At 58.6% G+C, this 22,131-nt stretch carries 15 protein-coding genes, 1 tRNA gene and 3 rRNA genes; 13 read left to right on the forward strand and 6 right to left on the reverse strand.

Features of this window, described 5'->3' with window-relative positions; translation table 11 throughout:
* Window positions 1–598: 598 nt before the first annotated feature.
* The 3 genes from MUG94_RS01045 to rrf all read left to right on the forward strand — a co-directional run bounded on the left by MUG94_RS01045 (window position 599) and on the right by rrf (window position 6,248).
* A 16S ribosomal RNA gene (locus MUG94_RS01045) occupies window positions 599–2,126 on the forward strand.
* Between the two features lie 540 nt (window positions 2,127–2,666).
* Window positions 2,667–5,831, forward strand: a 23S ribosomal RNA gene (locus MUG94_RS01050).
* A 300-nt stretch (window positions 5,832–6,131) separates the two neighbouring features.
* Window positions 6,132–6,248, forward strand: a 5S ribosomal RNA gene (gene rrf / locus MUG94_RS01055).
* Together the 16S, 23S and 5S rRNA genes form the textbook arrangement of a ribosomal RNA operon.
* A gap of 150 nt (window positions 6,249–6,398) precedes the next feature.
* Here rrf and MUG94_RS01060 read toward each other — a convergent pair.
* From MUG94_RS01060 to MUG94_RS01075, 4 genes are all read right to left on the reverse strand, one after another.
* Window positions 6,399–7,121, reverse strand: a complete 723-nt coding sequence (locus MUG94_RS01060; protein ID WP_227909176.1) for a hypothetical protein — start codon at window positions 7,119–7,121, stop codon at window positions 6,399–6,401.
* Complete coding sequence (locus tag MUG94_RS01065; RefSeq protein ID WP_227909175.1) at window positions 7,118–7,951, reverse strand: class II fructose-bisphosphate aldolase; 834 nt, start codon at window positions 7,949–7,951, stop codon at window positions 7,118–7,120. The genes MUG94_RS01060 and MUG94_RS01065 overlap by 4 nt, the downstream gene beginning before the upstream one ends.
* 7 nt (window positions 7,952–7,958) lie before the next feature.
* The gene (locus tag MUG94_RS01070; protein WP_227909174.1) at window positions 7,959–8,918 is read right to left on the reverse strand and encodes a 1-phosphofructokinase family hexose kinase; all 960 of its coding nucleotides are present in this window, start codon (window positions 8,916–8,918) and stop codon (window positions 7,959–7,961) included.
* 91 nt (window positions 8,919–9,009) lie between these two features.
* Entirely contained in the window at window positions 9,010–9,888 is an 879-nt protein-coding gene (locus MUG94_RS01075) for an SIS domain-containing protein (RefSeq protein ID WP_227909173.1), read from the reverse strand.
* Window positions 9,889–10,025: 137 nt separating this feature from the next.
* On the opposite strand from MUG94_RS01075, the gene MUG94_RS01080 reads away from it, so the two are divergent.
* From MUG94_RS01080 to MUG94_RS01125, 10 genes are all read left to right on the forward strand, one after another.
* Window positions 10,026–10,820, forward strand: coding sequence for a DeoR/GlpR family DNA-binding transcription regulator (locus MUG94_RS01080; protein ID WP_227909172.1), 795 nt, complete (start codon window positions 10,026–10,028; stop codon window positions 10,818–10,820).
* 181 nt (window positions 10,821–11,001) lie between these two features.
* Complete coding sequence (locus MUG94_RS01085; RefSeq protein WP_227909171.1) at window positions 11,002–12,288, forward strand: Gfo/Idh/MocA family protein; 1,287 nt, start codon at window positions 11,002–11,004, stop codon at window positions 12,286–12,288.
* A 59-nt stretch (window positions 12,289–12,347) separates the two neighbouring features.
* The gene (locus MUG94_RS01090) at window positions 12,348–13,619 is read left to right on the forward strand and encodes an ABC transporter substrate-binding protein (protein WP_247098824.1); all 1,272 of its coding nucleotides are present in this window, start codon (window positions 12,348–12,350) and stop codon (window positions 13,617–13,619) included.
* Between the two features lie 4 nt (window positions 13,620–13,623).
* Entirely contained in the window at window positions 13,624–14,604 is a 981-nt protein-coding gene (locus MUG94_RS01095; protein WP_227909169.1) for a carbohydrate ABC transporter permease, read from the forward strand.
* Window positions 14,605–14,764: 160 nt separating this feature from the next.
* Window positions 14,765–15,529: a carbohydrate ABC transporter permease gene (locus MUG94_RS01100; protein ID WP_227909168.1), complete on the forward strand. Its 765-nt coding sequence runs from the start codon at window positions 14,765–14,767 to the stop codon at window positions 15,527–15,529.
* Window positions 15,530–15,690: 161 nt separating this feature from the next.
* Entirely contained in the window at window positions 15,691–17,331 is a 1,641-nt protein-coding gene (locus tag MUG94_RS01105) for a DUF4832 domain-containing protein (protein ID WP_247098825.1), read from the forward strand.
* 148 nt (window positions 17,332–17,479) lie between these two features.
* Window positions 17,480–18,400 (forward strand): ROK family protein, encoded by a 921-nt coding sequence (locus MUG94_RS01110; protein WP_341482177.1) that lies wholly within the window; start codon window positions 17,480–17,482, stop codon window positions 18,398–18,400.
* Between the two features lie 33 nt (window positions 18,401–18,433).
* Window positions 18,434–19,588 carry an N-acetylglucosamine-6-phosphate deacetylase gene (gene nagA / locus MUG94_RS01115; RefSeq protein ID WP_227909166.1) on the forward strand — a complete coding sequence of 385 codons (1,155 nt, stop codon included), beginning with the start codon at window positions 18,434–18,436 and terminating at the stop codon, window positions 19,586–19,588.
* 97 nt (window positions 19,589–19,685) lie between these two features.
* Window positions 19,686–20,327, forward strand: a complete 642-nt coding sequence (locus tag MUG94_RS01120) for a TMEM175 family protein (RefSeq protein ID WP_227909165.1) — start codon at window positions 19,686–19,688, stop codon at window positions 20,325–20,327.
* Between the two features lie 68 nt (window positions 20,328–20,395).
* Window positions 20,396–20,483 (forward strand) — tRNA-Ser (locus MUG94_RS01125).
* A gap of 101 nt (window positions 20,484–20,584) precedes the next feature.
* Here the strand turns inward: MUG94_RS01125 and MUG94_RS01130 are convergent.
* Both MUG94_RS01130 and MUG94_RS01135 read right to left on the reverse strand, forming a co-directional pair.
* Window positions 20,585–21,274 (reverse strand): DsbA family protein, encoded by a 690-nt coding sequence (locus MUG94_RS01130; protein ID WP_227909164.1) that lies wholly within the window; start codon window positions 21,272–21,274, stop codon window positions 20,585–20,587.
* A gap of 198 nt (window positions 21,275–21,472) precedes the next feature.
* Window positions 21,473–22,054 (reverse strand): GNAT family N-acetyltransferase, encoded by a 582-nt coding sequence (locus tag MUG94_RS01135; RefSeq protein ID WP_227909163.1) that lies wholly within the window; start codon window positions 22,052–22,054, stop codon window positions 21,473–21,475.
* Window positions 22,055–22,131: the final 77 nt, after the last annotated feature.

Consider the following 22,131-nt stretch of genomic DNA (forward strand, 5'->3'; position numbering starts at 1 on the left):
CGTTTCTGCCCACGTGTTCCTACCTATAGTGCAGTGCTCAGGTCTCACCTCGAGTACCCCGCCGCAGTCTCGGGAATCAGGTTCGGAGTGGTTCGGGAGATGTCCTCAGGACGACCAGGAGGCGATTTGCAGGTGGGCTGAAACCTGTGTAGAGTCTTCTAAGTCGCCGCGGCCGGGAGTTGGAAAACTTACCGAGCAGGGCGGCCAAACCCCACCAAAAACATTCTGGTGATCCTGCCTGTGCCGAGTGCACGGACACGGAAAGCCGGGGCTTTTGCGCGGGCTCAGCCGGACAAAATGAAGCAGACTTCGGGAATTATCCCGAATTGCCAAATAGGGTCCGGATGAAATAGAATAAAGAAACACTGCAGCGAAGAGAAAAGAAAAACATTGTTTGTTTTTCCGAGTATTTCGGATGCATCTGTTGTTTGAGAACTCAATAGTGTGCCAAGTTTATTGATACCAATTATTTTAATTGGTTGAACTGGTTGTTACCGCCCACCCCGTGGGTATGGGACAGCTTTTTTAGCTGGTTTCGAATTTAGTGCAGGACTGTGCAGCCAATTTTCCTTGGCTCCGGTGCTGTGTCTGTAACACATTTACGGAGAGTTTGATCCTGGCTCAGGATGAACGCTGGCGGCGTGCTTAACACATGCAAGTCGAACGATGACTTTTGTGCTTGCACAAAATGATTAGTGGCGAACGGGTGAGTAACACGTGAGTAACCTGCCCTTAACTTCGGGATAAGCCTGGGAAACCGGGTCTAATACCGGATACGACGGATCCCCGCATGGGGGTTCGTGGAAAGCTTGATGCGGTTTTGGATGGACTCGCGGCCTATCAGCTAGTTGGTTGGGGTAATGGCCCACCAAGGCGACGACGGGTAGCCGGCCTGAGAGGGTGACCGGCCACACTGGGACTGAGACACGGCCCAGACTCCTACGGGAGGCAGCAGTGGGGAATATTGCACAATGGGCGAAAGCCTGATGCAGCGACGCCGCGTGAGGGACGAAGGCCTTCGGGTTGTAAACCTCTTTCAGCAGGGAAGAAGCGAAAGTGACGGTACCTGCAGAAGAAGCGCCGGCTAACTACGTGCCAGCAGCCGCGGTAATACGTAGGGCGCAAGCGTTATCCGGAATTATTGGGCGTAAAGAGCTCGTAGGCGGTTTGTCGCGTCTGCTGTGAAAGCCCGGGGCTCAACCCCGGGTCTGCAGTGGGTACGGGCAGACTAGAGTGCAGTAGGGGAGACTGGAATTCCTGGTGTAGCGGTGAAATGCGCAGATATCAGGAGGAACACCGATGGCGAAGGCAGGTCTCTGGGCTGTAACTGACGCTGAGGAGCGAAAGCATGGGGAGCGAACAGGATTAGATACCCTGGTAGTCCATGCCGTAAACGTTGGGCACTAGGTGTGGGGGACATTCCACGTTTTCCGCGCCGTAGCTAACGCATTAAGTGCCCCGCCTGGGGAGTACGGCCGCAAGGCTAAAACTCAAAGGAATTGACGGGGGCCCGCACAAGCGGCGGAGCATGCGGATTAATTCGATGCAACGCGAAGAACCTTACCAAGGCTTGACATGAACCGGAAAGACCTGGAAACAGGTCCCCCACTTGTGGCCGGTTTACAGGTGGTGCATGGTTGTCGTCAGCTCGTGTCGTGAGATGTTGGGTTAAGTCCCGCAACGAGCGCAACCCTCGTTCTATGTTGCCAGCGGGTTATGCCGGGGACTCATAGGAGACTGCCGGGGTCAACTCGGAGGAAGGTGGGGACGACGTCAAATCATCATGCCCCTTATGTCTTGGGCTTCACGCATGCTACAATGGCCGGTACAAAGGGTTGCGATACTGTGAGGTGGAGCTAATCCCAAAAAGCCGGTCTCAGTTCGGATTGAGGTCTGCAACTCGACCTCATGAAGTTGGAGTCGCTAGTAATCGCAGATCAGCAACGCTGCGGTGAATACGTTCCCGGGCCTTGTACACACCGCCCGTCAAGTCACGAAAGTTGGTAACACCCGAAGCCGGTGGCCTAACCCCTTGTGGGAGGGAGCCGTCGAAGGTGGGACCGGCGATTGGGACTAAGTCGTAACAAGGTAGCCGTACCGGAAGGTGCGGCTGGATCACCTCCTTTCTAAGGAGCACCTCAAAGTGGCCCGTCCTTCCACAGTGTTGGATGTGTGCTTTGCAGGAGATGCCCATGTCGGAAACGTTTGTTTTCCGGTGGGTGCTCAAGGGTGGAATATCAATAGGCAGGTGCCCGGCGTTGAGCCCGGCAGCAGAGTACGCCGTACTCCTGGTCTTCTTTTTCTTCGGAAAAGGGCGGTCCACGGGGGATGGTTGGAAATGGTGTCCGGTGTCTTCAAGTACCGGGTTTTTCCGTTTGGCACACTGTTGGGTCCTGAAATAACAGGACCGAAGAATTTTCAAGCCTTTTTTGGAAGGGTTGGGAAGGGCACGGGTTCCGTGTTGTTTCTGATTGTTCCTGCGCAGGCCTGAAGTCATCCACGGTGAATACGTGGTGGTGGAGGGGTGTGACGGGGTTGTTGTTTGAGAACTACATAGTGGACGCGAGCATCTTAAATTATTAAGTGCAATTTCAGATAAACCTGGTGACCGGATTTGTTTCCGGCCTCCATGGTTTTCTCGATAGCGATAATATATTGATCTTTGTGGTCAAGTTTTTAAGGGCACACGGTGGATGCCTTGGCATCAGGAGCCGAAGAAGGACGTAGGAATCTGCGATAAGCCTGGGGGAGTTGATAACCGAGCGTTGATCCCAGGATGTCCGAATGGGGAAACCCCGCCCGGCGCGCGAGTGACCGGGTGACCCGCATCTGAACACATAGGGTGCGTGGAGGGAACGTGGGGAAGTGAAACATCTCAGTACCCACAGGAAGAGAAAACAACAGTGATTCCGTTAGTAGTGGCGAGCGAACGCGGAAGAGGCTAAACCAGTGGTGTGTGATAGCCGGCGGGCGTTGCATCACTGGGGTTGCGGGACTTTCCGTATCGATTCTGCCGGATCGGTGAAGTGAGTGCAGGTGCATAGGTGAACGGGTTTGAAAGCCCGGCCGTAGAGGGTGTTAGCCCCGTAACCGGAATGTATGCTGCCGCTTGGAGAGGATCCCAAGTAGCACGGGGCCCGAGAAATCCCGTGCGAATCTGCCAGGACCACCTGGTAAGCCTAAATACTCCCTGATGACCGATAGCGGACAAGTACCGTGAGGGAAAGGTGAAAAGTACCCCGGGAGGGGAGTGAAACAGTACCTGAAACCGTGTGCCTACAATCCGTTGGAGCAGGGCGATGCCACTTGTGGTGTTGTGCTTGTGACAGCGTGCCTTTTGAAGAATGAGCCTGCGAGTTAGTGTTACGTCGCGAGGTTAACCCGTGAGGGGAAGCCGTAGCGAAAGCGAGTCTGAACAGGGCGATGCAGTGGCGTGATCTAGACCCGAAGCGGAGTGATCTACCCATGGCCAGGTTGAAGCGCGTGTAAGAGCGCGTGGAGGACCGAACCCACTTCAGTTGAAAATGGAGGGGATGAGCTGTGGGTAGGGGTGAAAGGCCAATCAAACTCCGTGATAGCTGGTTCTCCCCGAAATGCATTTAGGTGCAGCGTTGCGTGTTTCTTACCGGAGGTAGAGCTACTGGATGGCTAATGGGCCCTACAAGGTTACTGACGTCAGCCAAACTCCGAATGCCGGTAAGTGAGAGCGCAGCAGTGAGACTGTGGGGGATAAGCTTCATAGTCGAGAGGGAAACAGCCCAGACCACCAACTAAGGCCCCTAAGCGTGTGCTAAGTGGGAAAGGATGTGGAGTTGCTCAGACAACCAGGAGGTTGGCTTAGAAGCAGCCATCCTTGAAAGAGTGCGTAATAGCTCACTGGTCAAGTGATTCCGCGCCGACAATGTAGCGGGGCTCAAGTACACCGCCGAAGTTGTGGCATTCAAATATTAGCCAAGCGGATGGTTTATCCATTTTCGTTCAAGCGTTTGGATGGGTAGGGGAGCGTCGTGTGGGCAGTGAAGTCGCGGTGTAAACCAGCGGTGGAGCCTACACGAGTGAGAATGCAGGCATGAGTAGCGAAAGACGGGTGAGAAACCCGTCCGCCGAATGATCAAGGGTTCCAGGGTCAAGCTAATCTGCCCTGGGTAAGTCGGGACCTAAGGCGAGGCCGACAGGCGTAGTCGATGGACAACGGGTTGATATTCCCGTACCGGCGAAAAACCGCCAATACCAAGCGGGGGATACTAACCGCCCAATACCTGACCGGCCGCCCTTGTGGCGACCCGGTTTTTGGTGGAGCGCGGGACCGTAACCTGGGAGGTAAGCGTATTAACAGGTGTGACGCAGGAAGGTAGCCGGGCCGGGCGATGGTTGTCCTGGTCTAAGGATGTAGGGTCAGCGATAGGTAAATCCGTTGCTGTGTCTTTGATGACGATCCTGAGATCTGATGGGACCCCTTTAGGGGGGAATCCGGTGATCCTATGCTGCCTAGAAAAGCATCGGCGCGAGGTTTTAGCCGCCCGTACCCCAAACCGACACAGGTGATCAGGTAGAGAATACTAAGGCGATCGAGAGAATTATGGTTAAGGAACTCGGCAAAATGCCCCCGTAACTTCGGGAGAAGGGGGGCCCCAACCTTGATGGACACTTGCTGTCCGGAGGGGATCGGGGCCGCAGAGACCAGGGGGAAGCGACTGTTTACTAAAAACACAGGTCCGTGCGAAGTCGCAAGACGATGTATACGGACTGACTCCTGCCCGGTGCTGGAAGGTTAAGAGGACCGGTTAGCCCTTACGGGCGAAGCTGGGAATTTAAGCCCCAGTAAACGGCGGTGGTAACTATAACCATCCTAAGGTAGCGAAATTCCTTGTCGGGTAAGTTCCGACCTGCACGAATGGAGTAACGACTTCCCCGCTGTCTCAACCATAAACTCGGCGAAATTGCAGTACGAGTAAAGATGCTCGTTACGCGCAGCAGGACGGAAAGACCCCGAGACCTTTACTATAGTTTGGTATTGGTGTTCGGTGTGGCTTGTGTAGGATAGGTGGGAGACTGTGAGACCCGGACGCCAGTTCGGGTGGAGTCATCGTTGAAATACCACTCTGGTCATACTGGATATCTAACTTCGGCCCGTAATCCGGGTCAGGGACAGTGCCTGATGGGTAGTTTAACTGGGGCGGTTGCCTCCTAAAGAGTAACGGAGGCGCCCAAAGGTTCCCTCAGCCTGGTTGGCAATCAGGTGGCGAGTGTAAGTGCACAAGGGAGCTTGACTGTGAGAGAGACATCTCGAGCAGGGACGAAAGTCGGGACTAGTGATCCGGCGGTACATTGTGGAATGGCCGTCGCTCAACGGATAAAAGGTACCTCGGGGATAACAGGCTGATCTTGCCCAAGAGTCCATATCGACGGCATGGTTTGGCACCTCGATGTCGGCTCGTCGCATCCTGGGGCTGGAGTAGGTCCCAAGGGTTGGGCTGTTCGCCCATTAAAGCGGTACGCGAGCTGGGTTTAGAACGTCGTGAGACAGTTCGGTCCCTATCCGCTGCGCGCGCAGGAAATTTGAGAAGGGCTGTCCTTAGTACGAGAGGACCGGGACGGACGAACCTCTGGTGTGTCAGTTGTACTGCCAAGTGCACCGCTGATTAGCTACGTTCGGATGGGATAACCGCTGAAAGCATCTAAGCGGGAAGCCCGCTTCGAGATGAGATTTCCATACACCTTGTGTGTGAGAGGCCCCCAGCCAGACCACTGGGTTGATAGGCCGGATGTGGAAGCGGGGACTAAAGACCCGTGAAGCTGACCGGTACTAATAGGCCGATAACTTACACCACACCATGATCTGGGCAGGAAACGACTTCAAACGTTCCCGCCAAAGAAGGATCATGTTGATCATGCTGCTTGCGTCCACTATGTGGTTCCCGGATAACAAACCCGTTGTGTGGTTTGTCACCGAAGGAACTGGTACTGAATCATCTGTTATGGGTGGTTTGGTGCCGTAGAATAAAGGAAGTGTTCATTCTTACGCGTGAATACTTTTTCATGACAGGCACCCCTGTGAAGGGTGTGTTTGGTTGTGACCCATGTTTTCCCCTCCACCGGGTGTGTTTGGCTGGTGGTGCGGGTGGTAGGGTTACGGCGGTCATAGCGTGGGGGAAACGCCCGGTCCCATTCCGAACCCGGAAGCTAAGACCCACAGCGCCGATGGTACTGCATCCGGGAGGATGTGGGAGAGTAGGTCACCGCCGGACAATATTTTGGTTGAGAGGTTGAGGCCCGTACCCTTTTGGTACGGGCCTCAACTGTTTAAGGCCCCGCCTGGTTGGCGGGGCCTTACCTGTTTAACCGCCAGTTGTGACGGGCCTGGCCGTTTCCAGACCAGCGGTTGAGGGGAAGGTCTCTCAACGCAGTGTGCCGCGGGGCTCCGACCAATGAAAGCCGGCGCGCAGGCGGGCTATGACCAAGCGCTGGACACTGGTTGATGGTACAAACTTGTTTGGGTCGAGAATCTCCTGGAGTGGGCGTTTGAACACGAACTTCGCTACGGCGAGGTCTGCCTCTTCATCAGCGTTGAAGGCACCGATCTCAAATCGCTGGGCGAAGTTCACGATGTTGCTCGTCGCGGGCAAGGCCTGCAAGGACGGATCCAAGAGCCACGACGTGCACACAATCGGATCTTCACCGAAATATGTCCTCGCTGATCCGAGGGATGAGTCGACTACCGCGGGATGCAACGGGCGCCCTTCGGGAATGTGCATTGCCCGAGTGCCGGCCGTCAAGGTGCGCTCGAACTGGAGGCGACCTAAAGTCAGGACATCCCCGCGAAGCACTCCGACTAGCCAGGACAGTTCGGCGGCAGCACCGTATGCTCTGATCTTGCGGCCGACATCCGCCAGACTGGCCTGAGTAACCCCAATCGGTATAGCCAGGCACTTATGGCGGTTTACGGCGAGAGCTTCGACTTCTCGCAGTGCCGCCGTCAGCGCGCCAAGCGTGTAGGGAACGTCGATTAGATCGTGATGTTTGGTTGAAGAATCAATGGCACGTGCCAAATTCGATATGAGGACCGGGTCGGCGCACCGATCGGTACCGGTGTCGGGCAGCTGGAGAAAGGAACCGCTCACGGCGCGAGCATACACAACAGGCGATCGACTTCTGTCGCCATCGCAGCGCGTGCGGGAGCAATATAACGGCGCGGATCGATGAGGCTGGCATCAGCATTTAGCGCCAGCCTTGCGGCAGAAGTGAATAGTCCGTTGAGATGAGTCGATATGTTTATCTTTGTCATTCCCGAACGAACCGCGCCGAGCAGCTCGTCGTCGCTTAACCCCGAAGACCCGTGCAGAACCAGGGGGACACCGGCACTTTCGGCAAGTTCCTTGATCAACTCGCGATCGACAGTTGCAACACGGGTAGTCATAGCGTGCGAAGTCCCGACCGCGACGGCGAGGGCATCGACACCGGTAGCGGACACGAACGCAGCTACTTCGTCCGGGTGGCTGCGAGCCCCGGGTGCATGTACCCCGTCCTTTCCGCCGACTTCACCCAGCTCGGCCTCTACGAAGACGCCGTGCGCGTGACAGAACTCCACAACCTTTCGAGTAGTGGCAACATTCTCTTCATAGTCCAGAGTTGAACCATCAAACATCACGCTTTGTACACCGAGTTCGACGGCGGAGTAGACCAGCTCAAGGTCTTCGGCGTGGTCTAGATGGACGATGGCAGGCACCCCGGCTGCCCGTGCTATCGCGAGACTCGCTGTAGCGATGGGCTCCAACGCTCCGTGGTACCTCGCCGCGTTTTGGCTGATCTGAAGAATGACGGGCTTTCCGGCGCTCTCTGCTCCGGCTACGATCGCCTCCGCGTGCTCAAGCAGAACCACATTGAAGGCACCAATACCCTGACGGGCGGCGTTGGCGTTGGTTACGAGTGCGAGCTCGGTGGATGTATTCATGAATACCTCAGGTTTTATGTAGTGATGAGTCTTTTGGGGTTGGAAGCTGATCGGCGAAGGCGTCGAGGCGTGCGTCAAGCACGGCCAGATCGGATGGAAGGATCTCACCCGCCGTCGGGGAGAGGACCGCTGCCGCGCCAGTAATGGCCGCCCGTCTAAGCGCAGTTCGCTGGCTCGCACCGCCAAGGAGCGCTGACACAAGGCCCGCAGTGGCAGCATCTCCGGCTCCGGTCGGGTTGCCGAAGACTCCCGGGACTCCGATCTGAGATTCCCTGGCCCCATCGGCTGAGACGAGCTCGAGGCCAGCCGGTCCCCGTGATATGAGAACAGCGCCTGCGCCCAGCGTCAGCAGCTGGGAGATCCCGGACTCCAGATTCACTGACCCAGAGGCTTCGAGCAGTTCCTCCTCGTTGGACTTAACCAAGTGCGCTGCGGCGTTGGCGGCGGCGATGAGCGCTGGCCCGCTTGCATCAACAACGACGAATGCACCGGCTGCCCTCCCCTCGGCGACAAGTGAACCGATCTGGTTGGAGGTGGTGCCGGGTGGGTAAGATCCTGCGATTACGAGAAAGCCTCCTGGTTCGCAATGGTTAGCGATCGCGTCGAGGAGCTGGACCCAGACCCGAGAGCTGAGCTTGCCTCCAGGTTCTGCGTAAAGCGTTGGATGCTCCATATCGTCGACAACCGCGACTGTTGTGCGGGTCTCCTGGCCAGCATCGATGTTCACTGCCGCAATTTCATCCTCGGCGAGTTGATTACGTATTGCCTCACCCGTGGCACCGCCAAGAGGCTGAACAGCAAGGGCGTCGACATCGAGTGAGCGAAGCACCCGCACAACGTTGATGCCCTTGCCGCCCGCGCGGCGCTGCACGCCGAGAACGCGTACCGTTGCGCCGACCAGCTGCTGTGCGACACGGTAGGTGACGTCGACAGCTGGGTTGGGAGTCAGAACGACTACGCGAGCCATGAGCTGGACTTCCGCAGACGCGCATTTCCGATTCCCCATACTGCAACTTGGGTGGCACTGGATGCCGTGAAGAGCAAGCCGCTCAACATGGTCATGCCAAGACGACGGAGCGTGTCAGGGAACGGGGATGGTCGGGATCAAGACCGCGCGACTTCGCCAGGCCTACAGCGAAGCGTTGCGCTACGACAAGCGCAGCCTGCGGGTCCAAGTCGTGATGGACGAACCGGGCACCCGTGGCGCTGACTTCTTCTGCGAGCCCTGCGGGAGGCTCTCCCAGACTCCAGACCAATCTGCCAGGCTCTGCGATTGAGATCGGACCATGGCGGTAATCCATGGCAGGGTAAGACTCCGACCAGAACTGAGCAGCCTCACGCGTCTTAAGGGCTGCCTCGAACGAGAGCCCAACGGCGAAGCCGCGTCCAACGAAAGTGCACTGATCCGCAGTGAGCAAATCGTCAACAGGTATTTCAAGAGCAGCCTGCACTTCTGTGATGAGTGATTGGACGTCTCCGCCGAGATGGACACGCAGCACCGTCAGTACTGAAGTGGCAAAGCGTGTCTGGACAACCGACTGCTCGTCTGCGAAGGGCATGGCGATGGTTTCACTGGCTAAGGCCGCCGCGGGCGAGTCAGCCACTGCAGTGATGAGCGTGGTGGGGGTCGATTCAAGATCCCTCAGAAGGTTAATGATCTCTGTGGTGGTGCCGGAGCGAGAAATGGCGATCACGCGGTCATAATCCCGGCTGGAGGGATACTCGCTACCTGCGAAGGCATCGGTCAAGCCGTGGCCTGCACTCTCTCGAAGGACTGCGTAAGACATGGCAATGAACCAGCTGGTTCCACATCCGATGACAGCGACGCGCTCGCCTCTGCATGGAAGCCAGCTGGCGATGTCGGGAACCAACTGGGCGGCAAGCCTCCAGGTGTCGGGCTGGGAGGCAATTTCTGCTTCGACGAAGGTGGAAGGCATTGGCTTCTTTCGGTCACTTGAGGTCTGAACAAAGTTAGATTGGTTTTGATTGATCTACCTGTATTTGAGCAGAACTGATCATCGTAAGCAAGGGTGCGTGTGCGAAAATGAGCGTATATCGAAAGGTTGACCGACCAATGACCCAGCAACAGCGCCTAAATGTGGTACTCGACCTCGTGAGTGAACGGGGAAGCATTTCCATCGCAGAGGTGAGCGAAGCACTCGGAGTTTCCACGGCTACTGTGCGGCGCGACCTCAACACCCTCGCTGAACAGCGGCTCGTCACTCGCACCCATGGGGGCGCATCGGCCTTGGGGTCGGGCTATGAGCTGCCGTTGCAGTACAAGATTGCGCGTCAGGCCGACGCAAAGATGGCGATCGCCAAGGCTGTAGCGGAGCTGATCCATCCAGGCGAGTCCGTAGGCCTGAACGGCGGAACCACTACCAGTGAAGTCGCACGGGTGCTGGGTCGTAGTGAGCAGCTGCGTCCGGCAGGCGATGCCCCCGGTGTCACGATCGTGACCAACGCGCTCAATATCGCTTACGAGATGTCAGTACGCGAACACATCAAGATAGTTGTGACGGGAGGGGTTCCTCGACGCCAGTCCTATGAGCTGATAGGACCCCTTGTGGCTGCTTCGTTGAGGGACTTCACCATCGATACGGCGGTTCTTGGGGTCGACGGTTTAAGTGCAGCTTTTGGTGCGACCACACTGCATGAGGGTGAGGCGGAGGCAAGCCGGGCAATCGCCGCGGTTGCGCGGCGGCTCGTTATCGCCGCGGACGCCACCAAGCTCGGCCGCAGCACCTTTGCTCGTATTTGCCAGCTCAAGAGCATTGACGTTCTCGTCACTGACCAACCGCTCTCACCTGAACTCGCCAACGAGTTTTCAAATGCGGGAGTGGACGTCATAGTCGCAAGTTCCCGGTAAATCCGGGCCGGTCTGGGCTTACCGCGCCGGGACGAGTGAGCCACCTGCGTCCAAGTCAGGTTACGAGGATATTAACAATTTCGATATCGCTTTGAGCCTGGAGTCTCCTGCCTTATTGTCACAACATGCTCATTTTCCATAAGTTAGTGACAAATACGTGCAAGTGCTGCAGGATGGCGTCATGCACAAAGTTGTGGACACCCAAAGCATGACAGGCCCCGCCGCCAATGCCGACTCGCTTCGCGTTGCCGTAGTTGGCTTCGGAGCTCGCGCCTCGATTGCTGAGAACGTGGCCCGTGCCCGCACGGGTGCTCGGGTCGTCGCCATCGTGGACCCAGACCCCGCCGGCCGGGACCGGGCCCGGCGCGTATACCCCGATGCCACGGTCTATTCGGAGCTCAACAGTCTGATACATGAAAGCGGCATTGACGCCGCGATAGTGACCACACCGGACAACACCCACGAAGAGATAGCGGTGGGACTGCTGAACGCAGGTATCGCAACCTATCTCGAGAAACCGCTGGCCATCACGCTCGATGGGGCCGACCGCGTTCTCACCACCGCGGCCAAGACAGGAACGCCGCTGTACGTCGGCCACAACTTCCGACACTCCGGCGTGGTGCGGGCAATGCGCGACATTATCGATCGAGGTGAGATCGGAGAAGTCAAAGCCGTGTGGGTTCGGCATTTCGTTGGCAACGGTGGCGACTACTACTACAAGGACTGGCACGCCGACCGTTCGAAGACCGGCACTCTGTTGCTCCAGAAGGCCAGCCATGACATCGACGTTGTCCACTATCTCGCCTCGGGATACACCCGTCGGGTAGTAGCCATGGGAGATCTGATGGTCTACGGCAACATCACTGACCGTCGCCACCGCAAGGGCGAGACCATGCCCGACTGGTTCTCATATGATAACTGGCCTCCGGCCGAGCAAACCGGGCTGAACCCCGTGGTGGATGTGGAAGACATATCAATGATGCTGATGACACTCGATAACGGAGTGATGGCCAGCTATCAGCAGTGTCATTTCACCCCTGACTACTGGCGCAACTACACGGTGATCGGGACCCTGGGACGGCTTGAGAACATCGGTGACACTGCCGGAGGGGTTATCAAAGTCTGGAACAGGCGCCACGAATGGCAGGTGGCCGGTGACCTCGAGTATCCCATCGAGGGCGTAACCAGCGGTCACGAAGACGCTGACCTGCTCACTATGACTGAGTTCTTCAACAGCTTGGTCGACGGTACGCCGACACTCGTCAGCCCTCTCGCTGCCCGGGAGGCGGTCGCTGCAGGCTACCTTGCCGTCGAGTCCCTCCGTAACGGCTCGCGGCCATTCGACGTACCCAAGTTGCCGGCGCACGTAGCCCTGCAACTCTCGCATTCTCCCTCGACACCGACGGACTCCCAGTCGACTGCCTCCATTCAAACCTCGCAATCAACCCTTGGAAGGACCTCTTCATGAGAAACATGTCCCCTTCTCCCGCTCGGCCCGCCGCCGGCCGGCGCAAACCAACCCGACGCATGGCCGCCGGGCTCGCGCTGAGCGTCGGATTGGCTATGGTGGCCGCTGGATGTGGCTCGGATACAGGATCTGCCGAGCCTGCTGAGTACGCGACCGGTGACAAGGACCTCGCAGCAAACATCACTTATGGCGTCTGGGACCAGAACCAGGTGGCGGCGATCGACGAGAACATCGCTGCTTTCAATGAGGAGTACCCGAACATTGATGTGACCGTCAACGTCACTCCCTTTGCGGAGTACTGGACGAAGTTGCAAACACAGGCTTCGAGCGACACTCTTCCGGACCTCTTCTGGATGAATGGTCCGAATATTGGCCTCTACGCCTCAAATGGCAAGCTTGAGCCGATCACGGGTGCCATGGATGCAGGCGACATCGATCCGGCGAACTATCCGGAGGCGCTTGTGGACCTGTACACCATCGACGACGTGCCATATGGGGTGCCCAAGGACTTCGACACGATAGGCATTTGGGCCAACAAAGCACTTTTCACGAAGGCGGGCGTAGAGCTGCCCGATGGTGACTGGACCTGGGCCGAGTTCCAGAAGACGGCGTCCGACATCTCAACGGCGCTCGCAGCTGACGGCGCGTATGGCGGTGCAGCCGGCATGGATGGACAGACAACCTACTACAACACGATCTTCCAGGCCGGCGGCGATGTGGTGGACGAGGGTACATCGGGCTATTCCTCTCCGGAAGCACAGGCAGGAATCCAGTTTTGGACTGACCTCATTGCCAACGGCGGTTCACCCTCCATCCAACAGCTCACTGATACCACAGCGGATCAATGGTTCACTTCCGGCAAGCTTGCGATGTATTGGGGCGGCAGCTGGTTCCGCTCGGCGCTGACCGACACGGAGCTTGAGAGTGACGTAGTTGTGTTGCCGCTGCCGCAGGGGGAAAAGCAAGCCACCGTAATCCACGGGGTTGCCAATGTTGTATCGGCCGCGTCCAAGGAAAAGCAAGCGGCGCAGGCGCTGCAGGCATTCCTCGCCAGCAAAGATGCGCAACAGCAACAGGGCGACGCCGGAGCGGTTATTCCCGCATTCGACGGAACCCAGAGCGCATTCACGGGCTCAATGCCGGAGGCAAATCTCCAGGTATTCCTCGATGCGCTTGAATACGCGGAGCCGCTGCCGGTGAGCAAGAACTCTGCTGTATGGAACGCCTTTGAGGCCGATCTGCTGCCACAGGCCTTCTCGGGGGAGAAGCCCGTGAAGGAGATAGTGGATGAGCTCGCGAACAACATGGACGCGGCCCTCGCTGAGGAATGATGCAATGACGACAGCTGAACATCCTTCGGGCCCGCCCGCGCCGCCCTTTGCGGGCGGGCCCGGGCGGGTCAGACCGATCCTGCCGCCCTCCCCCGCAAAAAACAACAGACGCCGTGGCGGAGACGGCCTGTGGCCCTGGCTCTTTATCGCCCCCCTGGTGCTCGGGATCGCAGTTTTCTATCTTTGGCCGATTGTGCAGACCGTGGCGACGTCTTTCACGGAGACAGGTCCGTTCGGCGGGTCAACTTTCTCAGGCATCGAGAATTACGTCGAGTTGTTCACCGACCCCCAGTTGTACCGCTCTTTAGGCAACACCCTGCTCTACACGGCAATTGTCATGCTGGGTATCCCCATCGCGGTTTACCTCGCGAGTCTGCTGAACCTGCCGGGTCTTCGATTCGCATCTCTTTACCGGGTGCTTTTCTTCCTCCCCTACGTTGCTATGCCCACTGCGGTGGCGATGGTGTGGCGACTTATCTTTAACGGCGATTTCGGGCTGTTGAACTACGGTCTGGGATTTCTTGGCATCGACGGACCCTACTGGATCAGCACGCCTGTGTTTGCCATGGTGGCGGTGGCGATCGTGGGGCTGTGGTCGTCGCTCGGGTTTAGCCTGATCGTGCTGGCGGCTGGGCTTAAGAACATTCCCCCGGAGCTCTACGAAGCCGCTGAGCTTGATGGCGCAACCCGCTGGGGACAGTTCCGATTCATCACGGTTCCGCTGCTCTCGCCCAGCGTTTTCTTCGTCACGATCGTAACGGTCATTTCAAGTTTCCAGCTTTTCGATCTGCTCTACGCGATCCTGGGCAGCAGCAATCCCGTGCTGCCGAAGAGCATGTCACTCGTCTACTTCTTCTACAGAGAAGGATTCGTCAACAACGACAAGGGCTTCGCAGCGGCGATCGCCATGGTGATCCTCGTGATCATTGGCATTGTCACGCTGCTGCAGTTCCGATTCCAGAAGAAGTGGGTGCAGAGTGATTGACCCGATAACGCCAGTGCGAGCGCCCATAGCCAGCACCGGCCCCGCACTTGGTGTGGAACTGCGCTCGGCAATGAGGCAGCCCCGTTCCAGTGCGAGAGCGCGGGCGCCAAGGCGGGGTGGCTCGCATCTGGTCGCACATATCGTGCTTGGATTCGGCGCCATGGTCATGGCCTTTCCCTTCGTTTGGCAAATCATCATGTCGCTGTCGACGAATGCCGAAGTTCAGAGCGTTGCGCCAGTGTTCTGGCCGGCTGAGCTGCAGTGGTCGAACTACGTCGAGGTCTTCGAGCGGCTGCCGTTCCTGGGCCAGCTGCAGAATTCCGTGATCATCACAGTGGTCCGGACCTTGGCGCAGATCCTGTTCTGCACGCTTGCTGGTTACGCTTTTGCCCGGATGCGCTTCCGTGGTCGGTCGGTCCTGCTCGCGCTTGTCCTGTCAATCCTGATGGTGCCCTCGCAGGTGTATCTGCTTTCTCAGTATCAAATTGTGCAGGGCCTGGGTCTGCTCGACAGCCTGGGCGGTCTCGTTTTGCCGGGTCTTTTCAGCGCCTTCGGCACTTATTTGATGCGGACGGCTTTTCTGGCCATGCCCGCGGAGTTGGAGGAAGCGGCTCGGCTCGACGGAGCGAACCCATTTCAGATCTTCTGGCGGATCATGCTGCCGCTGGCTAGGCCCACGATGAGTGTCTTGGCCATAACGACAGTGTTGTGGTCATGGAATGAGTTGCTCTGGCCGTTGGTGGTCACCACCTACAGCGACCGGATGCCTTTGTCTGCGGGGCTGGCTACCCTGATCGGTGACCGCACCACTGACTACCCCGTTGTTATGGCAGCGAGCTTGCTCGCCATGGCCCCGGTGCTTCTCTTGTTCATCTTGTTGCAGCGCCGGGTTATCGACGGCCTGGCCTCAAGCGGACTCAAATAAACCTCGACACCTGGAGAATCATGAAAAGACCAATAACGGCTCTTCTTCTGGCAGGCGTGGTTGCCGTTTCAGGGCTGCCTGCGTCCGCCGTCGCCCTTGAATCTGCACCCTCGGACGTTCCTGCGCCATCCATCTTTGTGCCGGGAGACACGGTCGCCAGCGTGGCGTACGAACCCAGCGATGAGGTGATCGCGAACCCGCAGCGCGGTTTTTACCACCACACTGAGACACACTACCGCGATGATGGCTCGGGCTACGTTCCGCTCGACGGAACGGCTCTGGCAGGATTCCGGTCGGAGGGCATTACCCAGATCCTGCGTGTCTTCTATTTGGAGAAGTTCGCGGCGAATCCGATTCTCGATGACGAGTTTCTGTCGCTGGTGCAGGCAGACTTCGACACGGCGCGAGCCGCTGGAGTCTCAGTAATTACGCGGTTTGCCTACCTGCAAGGTGGCGCGTGGCCGTACGAACCGCCCTACGGAGACGCTCCCGTTGACGTTGTTCTTGCGCATGTGAAACAGCTTGGGCCGGTGCTGCGCGAGAATGCCGATGTGATTCCCGTGGTGCAGAACGGACTCATCGGTTTGTGGGGAGAGGGCTACTACACGGACCACTTCGTTACAGACCCGGCGAATCCTGGCGTTGTGACGCCGCAGGACTGGGCTAAGCGTTCTGCCGTTACGCAGGCACTCCTTGAGGAGCTCCCTGCCGACCGTGGTGTGCAGGTGCGCACGATGGCATCGAAACAGCAAATGCTAGGCGTGCCCGCTGCAGCGTCGAGTGCAGTAACGGGCGCCGAAGCGTTCACGGATACAGCGCTCGCCCGTGTGGGACACCACAATGATTGCCTGCTCGCTGCTCCGGATGATTGGGGAACCTTCCTCTCAGACCCGATTACCTTGGATCAGGAGTATCTGGAGGCCGACAGCCTGTACGTTCCGATCGGCGGCGAGACTTGTAACGTGAACCCGCCGCGGTCAGAGTGGGACAGCGCCTCGGCGGAGTTGGCTCGCTATCACTACAGCTATCTCAACAGTGACTACAACCGAGACGTGCTGAATTCCTGGGGAGAAGCAGGGCTCGCTGAGACAGCGAAGAGGCTCGGCTATCGGTTCGTTATGGAGTCTTCATCGGTAGCGCCGGCTGACGAGTCCGTCACGGTCTCCGTAGATGTGCGCAATGATGGGTGGGCAGCTCCCTATGTCCCTCGAGAAGCAATGCTCAAGCTGACGGGCAGTGACGGGGCAACACTCTCAGTTCCGTTTACATCGAACGCTGATGTCCGCCGCTGGCTCCCCGGAACGACAACCACGTTGTCGACCACTCTTAATTTGTCCGATCCGGCGCTGGCTTCCCTTACGGAAGGCAGCTATGAGCTCTCGGTTGCGTTGCCCTCATCTGACGCGGGTACAGCCTCGGATACCCGGTTCTCTGTGCGGACGGCGAATGCGGGGACATGGAACGAGTCTGAGGGTACGAACTCGCTTGAGCAGACTGTGATGATTGGCGCCAGAGACGTCAGTCCGGGGGAGGTTGAGCCCGTGCCGTCGGTGTCGCCAACGCCAAGCGCAGCCCCCACTCCACGGGATCCCGAGCCGTCGGTGTCACCAACGCCAAGCGCAGCCCCCACGACGGTCCCCACCGAGCCGTCGGCATCTCCAACCCACACAGGTGCTCTTGCAGCTACGGGTGGTGATCTGACGCCCGCCACTGCAATCGGTTTGGGATCTGTTGCCCTCCTATCTGTTCTGCTTGGCAGTGCAATCCTGATGTATCGGCGTAGGTTGATGCAGCATAACTAACGGTCACCGAACACAGTGCTCTGCGACCTCGCTCGTGACGGAAATTAGCCGGTGCATGAAGATCAATATGGGGAACAACAGGCGATGGACTTCATGACTCTCAGTGGAACGGACTAGAACCATGTCAGTGCCAGTAATATCACTGGGTGTGTGCTCATCAGCAGTTCTGGCTTTCGATGTCGGCGGAACATACATCAAGGCCGGAGTGGTCGATGACTCCGGCAAGGTGCTGGAGTTCTGCCGTGTCCCGACTCCCGTGGACAAGGCCAAGCCCGCAGAAGCAGTGTTGGATCGAATCGCTGCGCTGGCCCGCGATTTCACTTTGGAGCTCCCACAAGTCCGAATAGGTGCTGTGGGACTCATCGTTCCCGGGATTGTTGACCCGGCAACGGGAACAGCTGTCTACTCCGCCAACCTCGGATGGCGGGACTTCCCCTTTGCCAAGGAAACGGAACGGCGCTTGGGGATGCCGGTGGCTTTCGGCCACGATGTCTCTGCGGCAGGGGACGCTGAACTTTGGGTGGGAGGGGCAAAAGGTTTCCGGGACGTTGTGGTTGTGATCATCGGAACCGGCATTGCCGCAGCTGTTTTCTGCGAGGGTAAACGAGTCACCGCTGGTGGCTATGCAGGCGAAATCGGGCAGGCCCTCGTTCCGGCCGCCTCAGGGAACGGCACTGCAGTTCTTGAATCCATTGCGTCCGCAGCCGCAATCACACACAGGTATGCAGTGCGGTCAGGAAACCAAGTGGACGGCTCCAGAGAGGTCCTGGCCCGTGCCCGTGACGGGGATGCGACTGCTAAGCAGGTCTGGAACGAGGCTCTGGATGCGCTTGCGTTCAGCATCGCGCAGTGCGTCAACATTATCGGAACAGAAGCGTTCATCATCGGTGGTGGGCTATCCCAGGCCGGTGATGAACTCCTTGCGCCCCTTCGCGATCGTGTGGACAACTTGCTCATGTGTTATCGGCGCCCTGAGATCCTGCCCGCCAAACTGGGGCAGGATGCCGGCTTCATCGGGGCGGCTCTGAACGCGCGGGATTTGCTGGTGACAACCGGTGTACCCTCGTGACCAAACGGCGGCCACCAGAATCGGATGTTGTTTATGATCATCGAAGCTTCAACAGTCCTCACCCCCGACGTCGAGTACAAGCCAGGCTGGATCGAGGTAAAGGGCAAGGACATCATCTGTGTGGGTTCCGGTGAGCCTCCCCGCCCGGCTGAATACAGTCTCGAAGCCACAGTCGTCCCGGGATTCATAGACGCGCACGTCCATGGCGGAGGTGGATACTCCTTCACCGATCAGGATGCACATGCTGCCGATCATGTTGCCGCGATCCACCTCCTGCACGGGACAACGTCGATGATGGCGAGCCTTGTTACACGCCCCCATGAAGAACTTGTTGCCAGCGTCCGACGGCTTTCAGGAAAAGTACTGCAAGGGGTAATTGTTGGAATCCACCTTGAAGGCCCGTGGTTAAGCGTTGACCATCGGGGCGCACATGATCCCCAATTCTTGAAGAACCCAAGAATTGGGGATGTAATGGAGATTCTTGAAGCCGGTGCAGGTGCAATTCGCATGGTGACGCTGGCGCCCGAACTGGAGGGCAGCCACGAGGCTATTCGTGAAATCAGAGACCACGGAGCAGTTGCGGCCATTGGCCACACAGGTGCGAGTTACGACCAGACCCGCGCCGCTATCGATGCGGGCGCGCGTGTCGGTACACATGTGTTTAACGGAATGCGCCCCATTCACCACCGTGAACCCGGACCTGTGGGGGCACTCTTGGAAAACAGCGCTGTATTTTGCGAAGTCATAGCTGACGGCGTGCATCTACACCCAGTAGCTATTCGCGCAGTCTTTAACAGCCCATGCAAGACGGTTCTCGTGACTGACGCCATGGCCGCTGCATGCGCATCGGAAGGTCGTTATTATCTTGGCGGGGTCGCGGTGGATGTTCAGGATGGGCAGGCAAGAGCAGTCGACAGCGGAAGCATTGCCGGGAGTACCCTGACTCTCGACGCCGCTCTCCGCTATGCAGTGAAGAGGGCAGGCATACCTTTACCGCTTGCGGTCAGGTCGCTGACCGAGAACCCGGCGGCGATGCTTAATCTCAGCCATGTGGGACGAATCGAAGCCGGCAAGCGCGCTGATCTTGTTGTTCTGGACCCAAACCTGATGGTGCGGGCCGTCATGCGTGAGGGACAGTGGATAACCAGCCCGGCAGCCAGGCAGAAAATGTCCGCTGGCCGAACATAAGCCATTGCATGCGTATTCCCCTCCGCTGAGGTTGATCCGGCCGTCCCGGAGTGACGCCTGCCGGGGCACCGGCAAGGATGGACCTGTGCCAGGGAATATGCATCAGTCCTATACCCGCCGTATTACTTCCGGCTCCGATATCGAACGCACCACCTTCTTCAGCGACGCCGTCTTTGCCATTGCCATGACGCTGGTGGCCGTGGACATCAAGATTCCGCAGGTTCCGGGCAACGAAATGGGACGGGCGGTCGCTGAACAGTGGCCGGAATTCGCTGCCTATCTGCTGTCCTTCGCCGTCGCCGGCACGTACTGGCTCAGCCATCATCGGCTCTTTCGGCTGCTCAAGGGGTTCACCGCCGGGCTCCAGCGACTGAACCTGGTGCTGCTCTTCTTTATCGGCCTGCTCGGTTATGCCACCGACATGTTGGCTTTCCATTCCGACCGGGCGATCGGCGTCGTCATCTACGCGGCCACGCTTGGGTTCATCGGCGCAGCCAACACGTCGCTGTGGCTCTATGCGGGCCGTCGTCGAATGTTCAAGGAAGACGTGGATCCGCGGCTGATCACCTATGCCCGTGTGCGCGCACCGGTAACTCCCGCTGTTTTCCTCGTTTCCATCCCTGTGGCGTTCATCAACCCGGTTGCAGGCATCGTCACTTGGCTGGCCATTCCACTGGTCGACATGGGTCTGCGGTTATGGGGCAGTAAGCTCCCGGACGCCGTGCAAGCAGACGACTGAAGCACACGATTCGTTGGTTTGACTCTTTGTCGGGTAGTCTTATATCTGCTTCTTCGGGAGCAAAGCCTGGAGGATTCGCCTAGCGGCCTATGGCGCACGCCTGGAACGCGTGTTGGGTTAACGCCCTCGGGGGTTCAAATCCCCCATCCTCCGCCAATAAGAAACACCCCGGTCCCTTGGGCCGGGGTGTTTCTTTGTCTGTGCGGCGTTCGTGCCGGTCCAGCCGGGCGTGTGGGCCGCCTATTAGGCGCAAGTACTTATTTGCCGAGTGCGTTGTCCAGCGGGCCGGAAATCTCGCTGTAGTCGCCGGCCTGCATCTGCACGGCCGTTCCGTCCAGGTACAGCGTGGGGGTGCCTTTGACCTCCAGATCCTGGGCGTCCTGCAGATCCCTGGCTACGCGCTCCTTGATGGCATCGGAGGAATAGTCGTACCGGAACTGCTCCATGTCCAGGCCAAGGTCCTCGGCGTAGGAGGCGAACAGGTCATCCACGTTGGACTCGTTCTTCCAGTCTTCCTGGTGTTCGAAGACCTTGGCGGCCATGGTCTCCAACTTGCCCTGCTCCGCAGCGGCTTCGACGGCGCGGGCGGACGGCTCGGCGTTCTTGTGCTTGGGGAGCGGGTAGTTCCGGACGACGATGCGGACCTCGTCTCCGTAGTCGGCCTTGGCCTGCTGGATCAAGGGGTCCATCATGGCGCAGTAGGGGCACTGGTAATCGGTGAAGAGCACCAGGGTGGCCTGCGGGTCCGCCGGGTTGGTAATGGCCCGGGCGTCCGCGGGAACCAGCTGGTCCATCTGGTCCGCCGGTACGGTGACTTCCGGGGAGGGGGAAGCAGAGGCGCTGACCGAGGTATCGGGGGAGGAAGAATCTCCGGAGGTTCCGCAGGACACGACGCCGCCGCTTACCAGCAGGCCGGCGATGATCAGTGACGGTACAGCTTTGTGCATAGTTCCTTTCCTGCATGGGGAGCGCGCGCCGATGCGCGCCGGATACGGGTTGGGAGTTGCTGTCCTTTAAATGGTTCCACCGTGCCCGGGGGGATTGGAAGGGGGCTTTCCGCCCGCTTCTTGTGATCTTGATCAGCTTGGCCTGTGGCTCACATGACAGTGACAGTGACGGTGGCAGTGACCCCGTGACCACGCCGGTTACCGTGGCTCGATGCTGATGCGCATGACGGTCTTGCGCTTGCCGATGTGCCGCTCGAAGGTGAATCCGGCCTTCTCGAACATGGCCCTCGTGCCGTTGTGGAGGAACGAGGACGAGGTTCTCTTGCCGGGGACGAGTTCGTTGGGGAACGAGACCACCTCGCCGCCGCCGGCCCGGGCGATCAGCTCAAGCGCACCGTCCAGTGCCTCCCGGGCCACACCGGAGCGCCGGTGGTCGCGGTCTACGAAGAAGCACGTGATGCGCCACGGTGCCGGTCTCTTTTCGCCCGCGTCGTACTGCTTGCGGTGGTAGATCCCCGGAAGCTCGTCCGGACTGCCGTACTGGCACCAGGCAATCGCCGCGTCGCCGTCGAACACCAGAGCCGCGTGTGCTGCACCCTCGCCCACGAGCCGCTGCTTGAAGGTAGGCCCGTCGTACTCATTCTTGACGGTGTCCTGCGTGTCGCCGTGGAAGTACGAGCAGTAGCACCCGCCCCACACCCCGTTGTGCTTCTGCGCGAGGGCAAGCCACGCCGGATAGGTCTCCGGGGTGAGTGGTTTGATGACGTGTGCCTGTGCCATGCCCGCCTCCAGGGTTGCCGCGGGGTCACGCAACCCGCGTTGTGTGCGAACAGTACATCCGATGCCGGGCCGCCCTT

This window comes from Arthrobacter gengyunqii, from assembly GCF_023022985.1.
Lineage (GTDB): Bacteria > Actinomycetota > Actinomycetes > Actinomycetales > Micrococcaceae > Arthrobacter_B > Arthrobacter_B gengyunqii.

Coding starts and splice junctions, on each gene's coding strand:
- MUG94_RS01065 (WP_227909175.1), bottom strand. CDS start 7,951: ATGAATACATCCACCGAGCTCGCACTCGTAACCAACGCCAACGCCGCC.
- MUG94_RS01070 (WP_227909174.1), bottom strand. CDS start 8,918: ATGGCTCGCGTAGTCGTTCTGACTCCCAACCCAGCTGTCGACGTCACC.
- MUG94_RS01075 (WP_227909173.1), bottom strand. CDS start 9,888: ATGCCTTCCACCTTCGTCGAAGCAGAAATTGCCTCCCAGCCCGACACC.
- MUG94_RS01080 (WP_227909172.1), top strand. CDS start 10,026: ATGACCCAGCAACAGCGCCTAAATGTGGTACTCGACCTCGTGAGTGAA.
- MUG94_RS01085 (WP_227909171.1), top strand. CDS start 11,002: ATGCACAAAGTTGTGGACACCCAAAGCATGACAGGCCCCGCCGCCAAT.
- MUG94_RS01090 (WP_247098824.1), top strand. CDS start 12,348: ATGGCCGCCGGGCTCGCGCTGAGCGTCGGATTGGCTATGGTGGCCGCT.
- MUG94_RS01095 (WP_227909169.1), top strand. CDS start 13,624: ATGACGACAGCTGAACATCCTTCGGGCCCGCCCGCGCCGCCCTTTGCG.
- MUG94_RS01100 (WP_227909168.1), top strand. CDS start 14,765: ATGGTCATGGCCTTTCCCTTCGTTTGGCAAATCATCATGTCGCTGTCG.
- nagA (WP_227909166.1), top strand. CDS start 18,434: ATGATCATCGAAGCTTCAACAGTCCTCACCCCCGACGTCGAGTACAAG.
- MUG94_RS01120 (WP_227909165.1), top strand. CDS start 19,686: ATGCATCAGTCCTATACCCGCCGTATTACTTCCGGCTCCGATATCGAA.
- MUG94_RS01130 (WP_227909164.1), bottom strand. CDS start 21,274: ATGCACAAAGCTGTACCGTCACTGATCATCGCCGGCCTGCTGGTAAGC.
- MUG94_RS01135 (WP_227909163.1), bottom strand. CDS start 22,054: ATGGCACAGGCACACGTCATCAAACCACTCACCCCGGAGACCTATCCG.